The 13,858-nt window shown below is 45.6% G+C and carries 15 protein-coding genes and 9 tRNA genes; 16 read left to right on the top strand and 8 right to left on the bottom strand.

Translation table 11 applies throughout. From position 1 onward, the window contains the following. Window positions 1–61 precede the first annotated feature (61 nt). The 11 genes from mltC (at window position 62) to EJ063_RS13630 (ending at window position 4,420) form a co-directional block, all read left to right on the top strand. Window positions 62–1,198, top strand: a complete 1,137-nt coding sequence (gene mltC / locus EJ063_RS13680) for a membrane-bound lytic murein transglycosylase MltC (RefSeq protein WP_126574848.1) — start codon at window positions 62–64, stop codon at window positions 1,196–1,198. Window positions 1,199–1,302: 104 nt separating this feature from the next. Further along, window positions 1,303–1,378, top strand: a tRNA-Phe gene (locus EJ063_RS13675). Between the two features lie 66 nt (window positions 1,379–1,444). Continuing rightward, a tRNA-Thr gene (locus EJ063_RS13670) sits at window positions 1,445–1,520 on the top strand. A gap of 7 nt (window positions 1,521–1,527) precedes the next feature. Continuing rightward, window positions 1,528–1,603: transfer RNA gene (locus tag EJ063_RS13665), tRNA-Phe, on the top strand. Between the two features lie 40 nt (window positions 1,604–1,643). Next, window positions 1,644–1,719: transfer RNA gene (locus EJ063_RS13660), tRNA-Asn, on the top strand. 352 nt (window positions 1,720–2,071) lie between these two features. Then, window positions 2,072–3,697: a methyl-accepting chemotaxis protein gene (locus EJ063_RS13655; protein ID WP_126574846.1), complete on the top strand. Its 1,626-nt coding sequence runs from the start codon at window positions 2,072–2,074 to the stop codon at window positions 3,695–3,697. Window positions 3,698–3,918: 221 nt separating this feature from the next. Then, window positions 3,919–3,994 (top strand) — tRNA-Phe (locus EJ063_RS13650). 55 nt (window positions 3,995–4,049) lie between these two features. After that, window positions 4,050–4,125 (top strand) — tRNA-Thr (locus EJ063_RS13645). Window positions 4,126–4,146: 21 nt separating this feature from the next. After that, a tRNA-Asn gene (locus EJ063_RS13640) sits at window positions 4,147–4,222 on the top strand. A 9-nt stretch (window positions 4,223–4,231) separates the two neighbouring features. Continuing rightward, window positions 4,232–4,307, top strand: a tRNA-Thr gene (locus tag EJ063_RS13635). 37 nt (window positions 4,308–4,344) lie between these two features. Beyond that, a tRNA-Asn gene (locus tag EJ063_RS13630) sits at window positions 4,345–4,420 on the top strand. A 212-nt stretch (window positions 4,421–4,632) separates the two neighbouring features. On the opposite strand, the gene EJ063_RS13625 is transcribed toward EJ063_RS13630, so the two are convergent. The 8 genes from EJ063_RS13625 to mlaF all read right to left on the bottom strand — a co-directional run bounded on the left by EJ063_RS13625 (window position 4,633) and on the right by mlaF (window position 10,070). Next, window positions 4,633–5,373 carry a 1-acylglycerol-3-phosphate O-acyltransferase gene (locus EJ063_RS13625; protein WP_126574844.1) on the bottom strand — a complete coding sequence of 247 codons (741 nt, stop codon included), beginning with the start codon at window positions 5,371–5,373 and terminating at the stop codon, window positions 4,633–4,635. A gap of 117 nt (window positions 5,374–5,490) precedes the next feature. After that, window positions 5,491–6,750, bottom strand: a complete 1,260-nt coding sequence (gene murA, locus EJ063_RS13620; protein ID WP_126574843.1) for a UDP-N-acetylglucosamine 1-carboxyvinyltransferase — start codon at window positions 6,748–6,750, stop codon at window positions 5,491–5,493. A gap of 9 nt (window positions 6,751–6,759) precedes the next feature. Next, window positions 6,760–7,014, bottom strand: coding sequence for a BolA family iron metabolism protein IbaG (gene ibaG / locus EJ063_RS13615; RefSeq protein WP_126574841.1), 255 nt, complete (start codon window positions 7,012–7,014; stop codon window positions 6,760–6,762). Beyond that, entirely contained in the window at window positions 7,007–7,336 is a 330-nt protein-coding gene (locus tag EJ063_RS13610) for an STAS domain-containing protein (RefSeq protein WP_126574840.1), read from the bottom strand. The genes ibaG and EJ063_RS13610 overlap by 8 nt, the downstream gene beginning before the upstream one ends. Continuing rightward, complete coding sequence (gene mlaC / locus EJ063_RS13605) at window positions 7,333–7,974, bottom strand: phospholipid-binding protein MlaC (protein ID WP_126574838.1); 642 nt, start codon at window positions 7,972–7,974, stop codon at window positions 7,333–7,335. Before mlaC ends, EJ063_RS13610 begins: the two co-directional genes overlap by 4 nt. Window positions 7,975–7,978: 4 nt before the next feature. Then, the gene (gene mlaD / locus EJ063_RS13600) at window positions 7,979–8,464 is read right to left on the bottom strand and encodes an outer membrane lipid asymmetry maintenance protein MlaD (RefSeq protein ID WP_126574837.1); all 486 of its coding nucleotides are present in this window, start codon (window positions 8,462–8,464) and stop codon (window positions 7,979–7,981) included. A gap of 20 nt (window positions 8,465–8,484) precedes the next feature. After that, entirely contained in the window at window positions 8,485–9,273 is a 789-nt protein-coding gene (mlaE, locus tag EJ063_RS13595; protein ID WP_167469906.1) for a lipid asymmetry maintenance ABC transporter permease subunit MlaE, read from the bottom strand. Then, complete coding sequence (gene mlaF, locus EJ063_RS13590; RefSeq protein WP_126574833.1) at window positions 9,273–10,070, bottom strand: phospholipid ABC transporter ATP-binding protein MlaF; 798 nt, start codon at window positions 10,068–10,070, stop codon at window positions 9,273–9,275. Before mlaF ends, mlaE begins: the two co-directional genes overlap by 1 nt. A gap of 242 nt (window positions 10,071–10,312) precedes the next feature. On the opposite strand from mlaF, the gene EJ063_RS13585 reads away from it, so the two are divergent. The 5 genes from EJ063_RS13585 to lptA are packed head-to-tail and all read left to right on the top strand — an operon-like array spanning window position 10,313 to window position 13,857. Further along, the gene (locus tag EJ063_RS13585; protein ID WP_126574832.1) at window positions 10,313–11,278 is read left to right on the top strand and encodes a calcium/sodium antiporter; all 966 of its coding nucleotides are present in this window, start codon (window positions 10,313–10,315) and stop codon (window positions 11,276–11,278) included. Window positions 11,279–11,296: 18 nt separating this feature from the next. Beyond that, window positions 11,297–12,262, top strand: a complete 966-nt coding sequence (locus EJ063_RS13580) for a KpsF/GutQ family sugar-phosphate isomerase (RefSeq protein WP_126574831.1) — start codon at window positions 11,297–11,299, stop codon at window positions 12,260–12,262. Continuing rightward, window positions 12,262–12,819, top strand: a complete 558-nt coding sequence (gene kdsC / locus EJ063_RS13575) for a 3-deoxy-manno-octulosonate-8-phosphatase KdsC (RefSeq protein WP_126574830.1) — start codon at window positions 12,262–12,264, stop codon at window positions 12,817–12,819. Before EJ063_RS13580 ends, kdsC begins: the two co-directional genes overlap by 1 nt. Further along, entirely contained in the window at window positions 12,816–13,379 is a 564-nt protein-coding gene (gene lptC / locus EJ063_RS13570) for an LPS export ABC transporter periplasmic protein LptC (protein ID WP_126574828.1), read from the top strand. Before kdsC ends, lptC begins: the two co-directional genes overlap by 4 nt. Beyond that, window positions 13,360–13,857, top strand: coding sequence for a lipopolysaccharide transport periplasmic protein LptA (lptA, locus tag EJ063_RS13565; protein ID WP_126574826.1), 498 nt, complete (start codon window positions 13,360–13,362; stop codon window positions 13,855–13,857). Before lptC ends, lptA begins: the two co-directional genes overlap by 20 nt. Window position 13,858: the final 1 nt, after the last annotated feature.

Here is a 13,858-nt window from a genome sequence, read left to right as displayed (position 1 = left end):
AGATGATTAATAAAGAGAATGACATCATTGCCCGCAGTGATGTCATTTTTTTAGGAGTAATATGAAGAAGTTAGCGTATTTTCTGATCGCCATGTTGCTGACTGGCTGTAGTCGAGAATTTGTTGAAGGGCTTTATGATGTCAATTACGAGCCAACCAACCGCTTTGCGAAAAACTTAGCCGGGCTTCCTGGTCAGTTCACCAAAGACACCGATGCCCTAGATGCGTTGATCAATAGCTTTTCGGGTAACATCGAAAAACGTTGGGGCCGCAGCGAAATAAAGTTTGCCGGTAAAAGCAACTACGTTAAATACATTGATAACTACTTGAGTCGCTCCGAAGTTAACTTTGATAAAGGCCTTATTACTATCGAGACTGTCTCTCCGACCGATCCTAAAGGCCATTTAAAAAACGCCATCATCACCACACTGTTAACACCCGATGATCCGGCTAATGTCGACCTTTTCTCTTCCAAAGAGATCACCTTAGAAGGTCAACCATTTCTCTATCAACAGGTGGTCGATCAAGATAAAAAGCCCATTCAATGGTCTTGGCGTGCCAACCGTTTCGCCGATTATCTCATTGCTAACAAGCTTAAAGTCAAAGATGTGGACTTCAAGAAAGCCTATTACGTTGAAATCCCGATGGTTGAAGAGCAATTTGAAATCCGCAGTTACAAGTATGCTGACATCGTTCAGCGCGCTTCACGCAAATATGACATCCCTGAAGATCTGATTTACGCCATCATAAAAACCGAAAGTAGCTTCAACCCTTATGCGGTGAGTTGGGCCAACGCCTATGGCTTGATGCAAGTAGTGCCGAAAACAGCGGGTAAAGATGTCTTTAAGCTAGTGAAGAAAAAATCCGGTCAACCGACCCCGGAGTACCTTTTCAACCCAGAGAACAATATTGATACCGGCACCGCGTATTTCTACATTTTGAAAAATCGCTACCTAAAAGATGTCAGCCACCCGAAATCATTGGAATACAGCATGATCTCCGCGTACAACGGCGGCACTGGTGGCGTTTTGAACACATTTAATCGAAATGATCGAAAACGCGCCATGCGCGACTTAAATTCTTTGCAACCGAATCAAGTTTATTGGGCCCTGACAAAGAAACACCCCAATGCAGAAGCGCGTCGTTACCTAGAAAAAGTAACTAAATTCAAAAAAGATTTTAACTCAGGGAAAACTTAATCGCTAAAAACGACTAAATTCTCAGCACTCAGCTACTTTTTTGAATTTTTTTAAAAAAACCAGTTGACGACAGGAGCGAAAATCCGTTTAATAGCGCTCCGTTAGCCCGGATAGCTCAGTCGGTAGAGCAGAGGATTGAAAATCCTCGTGTCGGTGGTTCGATTCCGCCTCCGGGCACCACAATTTGATTTGTTGGTGTCTTAACTTAACGTTAGTTCACGAACAAAAGCACAAAGAATACAGTGTGCCGACTTAGCTCAGTAGGTAGAGCAACTGACTTGTAATCAGTAGGTCACCAGTTCGACTCCGGTAGTCGGCACCATTCTTTTGCCTCGATAGCTCAGTCGGTAGAGCAGAGGATTGAAAATCCTCGTGTCGGTGGTTCGATTCCGCCTCGAGGCACCATTATTTGGTGCATTGTTAAATACAGTACACAACAAATAATTCCTCCTTAGCTCAGTTGGTAGAGCGACGGACTGTTAATCCGCAGGTCGCTGGTTCGAGCCCAGCAGGAGGAGCCACATCAGAAGCCAAGTCGAAAGACTTGGCTTTTTTTGTATCTGTCACTTCTAACTTTCTCACCAAGCTCGCAAAGTCTACTCTGATGTGAGTATGTTCCTCAATTGCTCACTACTGCTTTTCTTTTGGGTTTAGTCAAAGCACCTCTGATTCAATTAAACGCTCACTTGGTTGATTTTATATATGTGTGTGATTTCTTAAAGATTTAATTATTTTGATGCGAAAATTTAATCTGAATCATAATTTCATCTTTCCCAGCTACTCGCTTCTTTTGAACTACAATAAAATGACATTCTTATTACTAGAACGAATTCAACCGCTTTCTGATGAAGGCGTTGTCTTGTGAGCCACTACATGAAATTGAAAACACAAGCCTACTTACTGTCAGGCATTATTCTCTTCGCATTACTTGCCTTAACCGCGACCGGGCTATGGACTCTGCGTGTAGCAAGTAACCTCGATAACAAAGCCAGAGTAACTGAGCTCTTTAAAAGTGCTTATAGTATTTTGACTGAAGTCGAAAAGATGTCTCTTGATGGCACTCTTGAAGAAGAGCAAGCAAAAGCACTCGCAACACGTCTACTTCGCAACAACATTTATAAAGACAACGAGTATGTCTACGTTGCCGATGAGAACATGACGTTTGTTGCTACACCTCTCGATCCTCAATTACACGGCACTAGCTTCCATGATTTTAAAGATGGGAATGGCGACAGTGTCGGTCAACTTATTTTAGATGTGCTTGGTCGTAAAACAGGTCAGATTGTTGAGTATACTTGGACACAGAAACTGCCAGACGGCACGATTGAAGAAAAACTCTCTATTGCAGAGAAAACACCTCACTGGGGCTGGGTTGTCGGTACAGGTATTGGCTTCAATGAGGTAAATGCTCGCTTTTGGTCAACAGCTCAATGGCAGCTCTTCCTATGTTTCATCATCGCGTCTGCAATTCTAGCCTCATTAATCATCTCCATTCGTCGCATGCTAGCTCTACTTGGTGGTGAGCCAAAAGATGTACGCCTCGCCGTTCAAGAAGTAGCAAACGGCAACATTCAAGCTTCTTTCGATACGACGGCGCCAAAAGGCAGTATCTACGAAGCCGTGCAACAGATGAGTCAATCACTGGCACAGCTAGTGAATAACCTAGATACCTCAATGCATGCTTTGCGTGACGAACTGAACAGTGTTGAAGGCCGTGCCTCTAGCATTGCTCAACTGACTGACTCCCAGCAGCAATCGACCGCAATGATCGCCACGGCGATGACAGAAATGGCCTCTTCTGCGAATAACGTCGCTGATTCAGCCAGTGACACTGCACGCAATACAGACGAAGCGGATAAGCAGAGCCAACATACGCAGAAACTGATCCACAACACGGTTGATAATATCCAAGGCTTAGCTTCTCAACTGGGCGCGGCGAGCAAGGCGGTTGCTGACCTAGACAGTGACGTAAACAACATTGTGAAAGTCCTTGATGTGATCGGTGACATCGCAGAGCAAACCAACCTATTGGCACTGAACGCAGCCATTGAAGCCGCTCGCGCAGGTGAGCAAGGTCGTGGTTTTGCTGTTGTTGCTGATGAAGTACGTAATCTCGCGGGTCGCACGCAAGATAGCACCAAAGAAATTCAGCAAATGATTAACAACCTGCAAGAAGGTTCTCGCAATGCTATCCAGACCATGGAAGTGTGTGCGGAAACGAGCCAAAACACGGTTGAAGAGTCACAACACGCTTCTGAAGCACTACAGCAGATTGTGGTTGCCCTTGAATCCATCACACAAATGAGTCATCAAATTGCGACAGCCGCTGCTGAACAGACTCAAGTGAGCGATGATATTTCGCAACGTATCAACATGATTGAAGACAGTGGTAATCAGCTCAGTAGCGTGGTGACAGAGAGTCACAACAGCACACAAAGTCTGACTCAGTTATCAAATGAACTGGAAAATTGGGTAAGTAAGTTCAACGTTAAGAACTGATTAACCGTAGACTAGTAAAAAGCACGCCTCTTCGCGTGCTTTTTTACGACCAAAACCAAACTATTTCACCTTTTCCTATCGAGATCCCCTACTGCAACCTATACATTCTTTGTTCAAAATGGATAAAAACAGCCCATTAAGTATAGAAAAACAACAAACGATATTTTTTTTGCAATTTAATGTTGACCTGAAACACGAAAAGCCGTTTAATACACCTCGTCGCCCGGATAGCTCAGTCGGTAGAGCAGAGGATTGAAAATCCTCGTGTCGGTGGTTCGATTCCGCCTCCGGGCACCACAATTTATTTGTTGGTGTCTAAATCAGACAACAGCAATGAAAAGAAATAAAGTGCGCCGACTTAGCTCAGTAGGTAGAGCAACTGACTTGTAATCAGTAGGTCACCAGTTCGATTCCGGTAGTCGGCACCATTTCTTTTCACATTGGACAATTCCTCCTTAGCTCAGTTGGTAGAGCGACGGACTGTTAATCCGCAGGTCGCTGGTTCGAGCCCAGCAGGAGGAGCCAATTTAGTGTGCCGACTTAGCTCAGTAGGTAGAGCAACTGACTTGTAATCAGTAGGTCACCAGTTCGATTCCGGTAGTCGGCACCATTCTTTCTTCTTTAAGAAAGAACATAAAAAGAATAATTCCTCCTTAGCTCAGTTGGTAGAGCGACGGACTGTTAATCCGCAGGTCGCTGGTTCGAGCCCAGCAGGAGGAGCCACTTTTTAAAGCCAAGTCGAAAGACTTGGCTTTTTTTATGCGTGCAATTCTCTCGATTTAACGCTCCGCTTCCCCTGTCCTGCTGCTCAATACCCATCAGTAAATCACAACATCGCTATCGTGAGCGGGCTTCTACACATAAAAAATAGCAGATATAAAAAAGCCAGCAATGGTAACACTGCTGGCTTCTACTCATCGAACGTGCTTTTATGATTAAGCTTTAACGCCTTCCTGTTGGTTCAGCATTTCCACTTCGCTATCTAAGGCCTCTAGCTTCGCTTCCATTTGCTCTCGGCACTGATTGGCTAGCTCACGTACATTTTCTTTTCCGTAGCCTTCTACAGCAACTGGAGGCAGCATTTCAACAATCACATGGCCATTGTTCCAGCGGTTCAACTTAACCCCCCCCGTTGAACTACATACAATAGGGATGATTGGTAGCTGGGCACCAATAGCGGCATGGAAGGCACCGGTTTTAAAAGGCAGTAAGCCACGACCACGAGAACGAGTCCCCTCAGGGAACATCCATACTGAGACGTCACTTTGATTCATTTGGTCAACAACCTGATCAATCGTCCCCTTTGCTTTAGAACGGTTAGCTCGGTCAATCAAGATGTTACCTGTCAGCCAATAAAGCTGACCAAATAAAGGCATCCAAGCTAGGCTTTTCTTGCCGACTGTCACTACCTTTGGTGTAACAGCCGAAGAGACCGTAAATAGATCCCAGTTGTTTTGGTGGTTAGCAATATAGATATGCTGCCCACGCTGATACGCATCTTCAGGAATACGCAGCTCTAGCTTGATGCCAAAGACTCGTGACATCTTGCCAAACAGACGTCCAAAAGTGAAAACGTGCTTCGGGTTACGTGGGCTTAATAAGCAGTAGCCACAGCCGAACACAAACATTACGACTGCAAAAATCGCAACAGCTAATACACGGAACAGTGCAATCATTAGGGTTCTCCAACAACTCTAGGAGTCAAAATTCGTTGACCAGACTCTAACTGATCTATCGCTCATAAAAAAGCCGAAACTTGCGTTTCGGCTTACAAATGTTAGCTCAAAGCTAAATTAGTCTTGAAAGCGGACGATGTTCGCACCTAATGCTGAAAGCTTATCTTCAATTTTGTCGTAACCACGATCAATATGATAGATACGATCAACAATGGTTTCGCCTTGGGCAATACAGCCTGCAATCACTAGGCTCGCTGAAGCACGAAGATCCGTTGCCATTACTTGAGCGCCGCTTAACTCTTCAACATCGCCACAGATAACTGTGTTACCTTCAATCTCTGCTTTAGCGCCCATGCGCATGAGCTCTGGCACGTGCATAAAGCGGTTTTCAAAGATAGTCTCTGTAATAACACCGCCGCCTTTCGCCATCAGGTTAAGTAGCGTGAATTGAGCTTGCATATCCGTAGGGAAACCTGGGTGTGGCGCAGTACGAATCGTAACGGCTTTAAGCTCACGATCCGTCATATCAAGAGAAATCCAGTCTTCACCTGTTTCTACTTTCGCGCCCGCTTCTTCAAGCTTAGCCAGTACCGCTTCTAGCAAGTGTGCTTTAGTATTGCGACACGTCACTTTACCGCCAGATACCGCAGCAGCCACCAGGAAAGTACCCGTTTCAATACGGTCTGCAACCACAGCGTGCTTACCACCACCTAGGCGCTCAACACCTTCAATTGTGATGGTGTCTGTACCTGCACCTGAGATCTTCGCACCCAACTTGTTTAGGAAGTCAGCGGTGTCGACGATTTCAGGCTCACGCGCAGCATTATCTAAAACGGTTTTACCTTCAGCTAACGTAGCGGCACACATGATAGTGATCGTTGCACCAACGCTCACTTTATCCATCACGATATGAGCGCCTTTTAGACGGCCATCAACGTTCGCTTTCACGTAACCGTCTTCAAGTGTGATTGTCGCACCTAGCTGCTCTAGACCATGAATATGCAAATCCACAGGACGAGCACCAATAGCACAACCACCAGGAAGTGATACTTGGCCTTGACCAAAACGCGCGACTAATGGACCTAATGCCCAAATAGAAGCACGCATTGTTTTCACTAAGTCATACGGCGCGCAAAATTCATTGATACTGCTTGGGTCTACATGCACAGAACCATTGCGTTCAACATTTGCACCTAGGCGCTTTAACAGCTCCATCGTTGTGTCGATGTCACGTAGATGCGGAACGTTAGTTACCTCAACAGGCTCTTCCGCCAAAATTGATGCAAATAAAATCGGTAGTGCAGCATTTTTTGCACCAGAAATAGTGACCTCACCAACCAACGGCTGGTCAGAACCTGTTACTCGAAACTTTTCCATTATAAAACCTTACAGCGACATCAGCTTCTTATCACGAGCCCACTCATCGGGAGTGTAAGCTTTAATTGAAACAGCATGGATGTCATTTCTTTGGATGTATTCCATTAGTGGTGCATAGATAAATTGTTGTTTTTTAACGCGACTCATTCCATCGAAACAAGCATCAACAGCAACAACTTCGTAGTGACTACCTTCGCCTTTTACGTGTAGCTCTTCTAAGCTCAGTGCTTCATTTAAAATCTGTTGTACTTTTGCGCTATCCACAATTCACCCCTGTAGTATTCTTTAAGTGCTCAGCAATCCATTCATCAACGTTACTAAGCTGAAATAGTGTGCGCAGTTCATCCGGCACGAAACTGAGCATTATATGACAGTTTTGCTTTTTTGCATTCTCTATTAAGTGAATTAGCATCACCATTCCAGCAGAGTCTACTCGACCTAGCTTACCAAGAGAAACTTCCACGCACTCACCTTGCCATTGAATGGACTGCAATTCCTTCCATAGCTTAGGAACGGTTTCTCTATCGAGCGGGCCTTCAAACTCAAATAAGTCTTGGCCCTTTACAAGCCAGCTTGCGTCCGTCATTGGGATTTACTCTCAAGACGAATCGGCTGTTTTGCCAATTGCTCTAAGTCATTCGCTACCGCCAAAATGCCTTCTTGGCGTAGCTTACTGCTCCATTCAGACTGCTTGCTAGACAGCAAGCTGATCCCTTCAGCGATCATATCAAAGGCTTGCCATTCACCGCTTTTCTTATCTTTACGCAGTTTGAACTCAAGCTTAATGTTTGGTCGTGGCGCATCAACGATGTCAACTTTTACGCCTGTAATACTTTTATTTGGGTTCACTTTAGGCTCAGGCCCAAACTCAATCGTTTGATCGGTATATTGGGTCAATACCTGTGCATACGACGTCACTAAGTAAGAGCGAAATGCCACGATAAAGGTCGCCACATCTTCACGCTTGGCCCCTTTCAAGTTAGGACCTAATAACTTTAGGGCCGCATACTTTTCGTTGATGTACGGCATCAGCTCTTCTTCAACGATGACTTTGAGGTACTCAGGATCTTGACGCACCTGTTCTTGTTCTGCCTTCAAACGCGAGAACGCTTGCTCAGACACTTGCTTCATCATCTGATAAGGCTGAGTTTTATCTATCTCTTGCGCTGCAACATTAAACGCTGCGAGTAAAGAACAAAGAGTAAGTACTAACTTTTTCCACATATCTCTATTCCTCACTGTCTGAATTGCCGCCAACGCTATACAGTACTTGACCAATTAAGTCCTCTAGCACGAGTGCTGACTTGGTGTCTTCAATGTAATCACCCTCCACCAGCATCTGCTCATCATCAAAGACGAACCCTGGTGTTAGACCAATGTACTGTTCACCAATCAAGCCTGATGTCAGAATCTTCACGCTCGACGTTTCTGGAAACTGATTGTATGTACTACTAACAGCCATAGTGACAACCGGAAGTAAGGACTCACTATCTAATCCAATATTAGTGACACGCCCGACAACCACGCCACCGACCTTCACAGGCGAGCGCACCTTTAGGCTGCCAATGTTGTCAAATTCCGCTTTAAGCGTATAAGTATCGTTTGAGCCAAGCCCTTTCACGTCAGCAACTTGAAAAATCATCACCAGAATTGCGCAAATTCCAGCGAGAACAAAGCTACCGACCCATAATTCAACTTTTCGAGTTTGTTGCATGATTAATTCCCGAACATCCTTTAATTACCAAACATCAAGGCAGTTAGTACGAAGTCTAGTCCAAGTACAGCCAATGAAGAGTGCACAACTGTGCGTGTTGTCGCGCGGCTGATGCCTTCCGAGGTTGGAATCGCATCGTAACCATTAAACAGGGCTACCCAAGTCACAGTGACGGCAAACACAAAGCTCTTGATCATGCTGTTACCTATGTCTTGCCTAAGTTCGACAGACGCTTGCATCGCAGACCAGAAGCTGCCGTGGTCAATGCCTTTCCAATCCACACCAACCAATTGACCGCCCCAAATGCCGACAGCCATAAAGATCATCGCAAGCAGCGGCATCGAGATCACACCGGCCCAAAAACGAGGTGCAATCACGCGCTTAAGAGGGTCAACCGCCATCATCTCCATACTGGATAACTGTTCTGTTGCTTTCATCAAACCAATCTCTGCCGTCAACGCGGAACCGGCTCGACCAGCAAACAACAAGGCGGTGACCACAGGACCAAGCTCTCGCAGTAAGGAGAGTGCGACCATTTGGCCTAACGCGCCTTCAGCACCAAAGTCGACTAAAATAACGTAGCCTTGCAGACTGAGTACCATACCAATAAACAGGCCCGACAGAACAATGATGAGTAATGAGTGAACGCCAACACTGTAGAGCTGCTTCACCAAGAGAGGGAGGTTTTTAATCGGTTGAGGCCGGCTTGCAAGCGCACCAAACAACATCAGGCTTGCTCGGCCAAACGCTTCGCATACCGCCATGCTTCTTCGGCCTACTGAGGCAACGAAATTTACGAGACTAGCCATTATGAGAAAAGCTCCTTGGCTAAAGGTTGAGACGGATAACGAAATGGCACAGGTCCATCTGCGTCACCTTTAAGAAATTGCTGAACTTGAGGATCAGGATTAGCGAGCAACTCTTCAGGAGCCCCGCTAGCAACCACTTTGCCATTTGCCAAGATATAGCACCAATCTGCAATGCTCATCACTTCCGGTACATCGTGTGATACAACAATAGAGGTAACGCCCAAAGCTTGATTGAGATTACGAATCAGCTCCACCAGCACACCCATGGTAATGGGGTCTTGGCCGACAAAAGGCTCATCAAACATAATCAGTTCAGGATCTAAAGCGATGGCACGGGCTAACGCCGCTCGTCTTGCCATACCGCCAGAAAGCTCACTAGGCATCAGTTCAGCCGCGCCACGTAGCCCTACCGCTTCTAATTTGAGTAAGACAAGAGTGCGAATAAGAGATTCATCGAGCTCGCTATGTTCGCGAAGTGGAAACGCCACGTTGTCAAAAACCGTTAAGTCGGTAAATAGCGCACCTGACTGGAACAACATGCTCATTTTTTTACGCTCTTGATAGAGCTTAGAACGACTCAATGTCGGGATATTATTCTGATCGAACCAAATTTCTCCTGAATCAGGGTAAATTTGCCCACCAATCAAACGCAACAAGGTGGTTTTACCAATCCCTGAAGGTCCCATAATCGCGGTGATCTTCCCTTTAGGAACTCGTATGTTCACGTCATCAAAGATTTTGCGCTCACCACGAGAAAAGGTTAGCTGCTTAACCGTTACCAAATCTTTCAGTTCCATGCCCACTCTTTATCGCTCCTGTAAGAATGGGCAATCATAAGCACATTCCCGCATAATTAAAAGCACTGTACAATTAAATGTAGTCTCTCTGTGACTAGGTAAAATACTGAACTCTGCTCTTAGTACTCGATGACACATCAATGAAGTTAACAATTTATTTGTATGAAGCGCTTCCCTTTTATATAGCAAACCGTCAAAATTAACGGTTAAATTCTCTCGTTGTTTACTGTTTAGGAATCATCATGTTCGAAGCCGTTGCGTTTCTCATTATCGGATTAATTTTTTTGGTTTGGAGTGCTGACAAACTGGTCTTTGGCGCTGCAGCACTCGCTCGCAATGTCGGCATTTCACCACTTGTGATCGGTATGACGATTCTAGCAATGGGCTCTTCTGCACCTGAAATGATGGTTTCAGCGACGGCGGCACTTGATGGTAAAACAGATACCGCAGTCGGCAACGTTTTAGGTTCGAACATTGCCAATATCGCACTTATTCTGGGTATTACGGCCCTCATTAAACCGCTTTCAATCAGCTCTGGTGTCCTACGCCGTGAACTGCCACTCATGATTGGTGTTACGGTTCTTGCTGGCGTCCTGCTATGGGACAGCCACCTAGGCTTCTACGAAGGCGTGTTGCTTTTTGTTTTATTTGCAGCCTTTATTCTTGCCATGCTTCGTATCAGCCGCAATGAGAAGAAAAATGGTGACGTTCTTATCGAAGAACAAGAATCAGAAGTCCCAGAAGGCGTAAGCAATGCCAAAGCTGGTATGTGGGTCGTCATTGGTTTGATTGTTCTGCCACTGGCTGCTGATGTGCTGGTTGATAATGCCGTAGTGATTGCTCAATACTTTGGCATGAGTGACCTTGTGATTGGTCTAACGATCATCGCGGTGGGTACAAGCCTTCCTGAGCTTGCTGCATCGCTCGCGGGTGTTATGAAAGGTGAAGACGATATGGCAGTAGGCAACATCATCGGTTCGAACGTCTTTAATATTCTTGCGGTTATGGGTATTCCAGGCATCCTTAACCCTTCAATTCTAAGTGAATACGCGATGGGCCGAGATTTCTGGGTCATGCTTGGCGTATCCCTGCTTCTTGTTGCTATGGCCTTAGGTAAATCTCGCAGCATCAATCGCTTTGAAGGTGCTGCACTGTTTCTTACCTTTATCGCTTACCAAGCTTACCTAATTATGAACATGACCGCGTAAGACGGTTGGGAGCTCTCAATGTTTGATTATCGTTCTGCTGCATTAGATGTACTCAAGACCGAAATCGCTGCGCTAGAACAGCTTGATCAGTACTTCAACCAAGATTTTGTCCAAGCCTGTGAGATGATCATGGCCAATAAAGATGGCAAAGTGGTTGTGATGGGGATGGGTAAATCTGGTCACGTAGGCAATAAAATTGCAGCGACACTGGCCAGTACGGGGACCTCATCATTTTTTGTTCATCCAGGTGAAGCCGCTCATGGTGACCTAGGCATGATTGAATCCGGTGACATCGTACTCGCGATATCGAATTCCGGTGAATCTTCAGAGATCTTGGGGTTATTCCCAGTCTTAAAGCGTTTGAACATCAAGATCATTAGTATGACAGGCAAGCCAAGTTCGAACATGGCCAAGTTGTCTGATCTGCACTTGCAAATTACTGTGCCGAAAGAAGCTTGCCCTATTCAACTCGCTCCGACATCAAGCACAACAGCCACCCTCGTCATGGGTGATGCTCTCGCAATGGCGCTGATGCAGGCGCGAGGTTTTACCTCAGATGACTTTGCCCTGTCTCACCCAGGTGGTGCACTAGGGCGAAAACTGTTACTCAAGCTCTCAGACATCATGCACACAGGCCGTGACTTGCCTTTAGTTACTCCAACCACTGTTGTACGCGATGCGCTCCTAGAGATCAGCCAAAAAGGCCTTGGGATGACAGCCGTCGTTGATGACCACCAGCTGCTTGTCGGTATTTTCACCGATGGTGACTTACGCCGTATTCTTGATAAGCGTATTGATATTCACAGCGCACTTATTGGTGATGTCATGACAGTGAACCCAACCGTTGCAGAGCCAAATATGCTGGCGGCAGAAGGGTTGAACTTAATGCAAGACAAAAGCATCAACGGCCTTATCCTCTGCCAAGACGGTAAAGTGGTTGGCGCACTGAATATGCACGACCTATTGAAAGCAGGAGTGATGTAATGCCTGAAATGATTGAAACTCTCTACCAACCAGTGGAACCTTCTATTCTAGCGCTTGCCAAAGAAATAAAGCTGCTGATTTGTGATGTCGATGGTGTCTTCTCTGATGGTCTCATCTATATGGGCAATGATGGTGAAGAGTTAAAAACCTTCCACACTCGTGATGGTTATGGCGTAAAATCTCTAATGAATGCAGGTATCGAGATTGCCATTATTACTGGTCGTCGCTCTCAGATTGTAGAAAACCGAATGAAAGCACTGGGTATTTCACTGATCTATCAGGGCCAAGACGATAAGATTAAGGCGTATCACGATATCTGCCAAAAACTCAACATCGCCCCAGAGCAAACTGGATACATTGGCGATGACCTGATTGATTGGCCTGTCATGGAACAAGTAGCACTAAAGGTTTGTGTCGCTGATGGTCACCCTTTGCTTGCGAAAAGGGCTAATTACGTTACCTCTATCCGGGGTGGTCATGGCGCAGTTAGGGAAGTCTGCGACCTCATTCTTCAAGCACGAAATGAACTCGATGTGCACAAAGGTTTAAGTATATGAGTCTATCTCGTATTGGTTATATCATTTTGGCTTTCGTAATATGCTGGTCTGGTTACTATCTTTTCGATAAGCAGCAGAGTTATGATATTCAAGTGGAACCAGATACCGAGTTACCGATGTTCAGTGGCGAAGGGTTAGAGAATACCTCCTATAACGACCAAGGCATCCGTAGCTATGTCATTACATCGGTCAATCTTGACCACTACGCAAAAAGTGGCGATACACTCTTTCAGCAGCCTGTCCTAAAAGTGTACAAGGAAGGCACCACTCAAGAGTGGGAAATTACCGCTGTGCGTGGCGTGTTAACCAAAGATCACGTGTTAACACTCTATGAAGACGTACTGGCAACCAACCTACTCCCTGAGTCTGGTTTTGACACGCTTTCAACTGAAATCATGAATATTCAGTTAGACAGCCGAGATTTTTGGGCAGACAACCAAGTCACCTTAGTCGGCCCACAATTTGAAACGGTAGGACAAGCGATGAACGGCAACTTTGCCGATAATCACGCGACCCTATACAAACACGTACAAGGTAGATATGAAACTCTCACACCTTAGTCTGATTTCTTGCTTATTTCTGTCGAGCCAAGCCCTAGCGCTATCTACAGACCAAGATCAACCTGTGTATATCGACTCTGATAGTCAGCAGCTCGATATGCAGAGCAACAAAGTCACTTTTCTTGGGGATGTAAAACTCAAGCAAGGCAGCATCAATATTAATGCTGACAAAGTCATCGTTACTCGCGACCCTAAAGATGGCTCAATTCAAGAGATTGAAGGCTACGGCAATCTAGCGACTTTTTCTCAGCTCACTGATGATGGTAAGACGCTGTATGGTGAAGCAAAAGAACTCTATTACGTGATGGTTGAAGATCAGCTAACGATGATCGATCAAGCGATGCTTTCTCAGGATGACAGTGTGATCCGCGGAACCAAAATTCGCTACAAAATCTCTTCTCAAAAGCTGATTGCTGATGGTAAACAGAAAGGCGACCGCGTTTCTACCGTACTTCAGCCACAAACTGTACAAGAATAAT

This window comes from Vibrio aquaticus (assembly GCF_003970385.1).
In the GTDB taxonomy this organism is placed as follows: Bacteria; Pseudomonadota; Gammaproteobacteria; order Enterobacterales; family Vibrionaceae; genus Vibrio; species Vibrio aquaticus.
The sequence above is the reverse complement of the archived record's forward strand: the minus strand, read 5'-3'. Positions and strand labels throughout refer to the sequence as shown.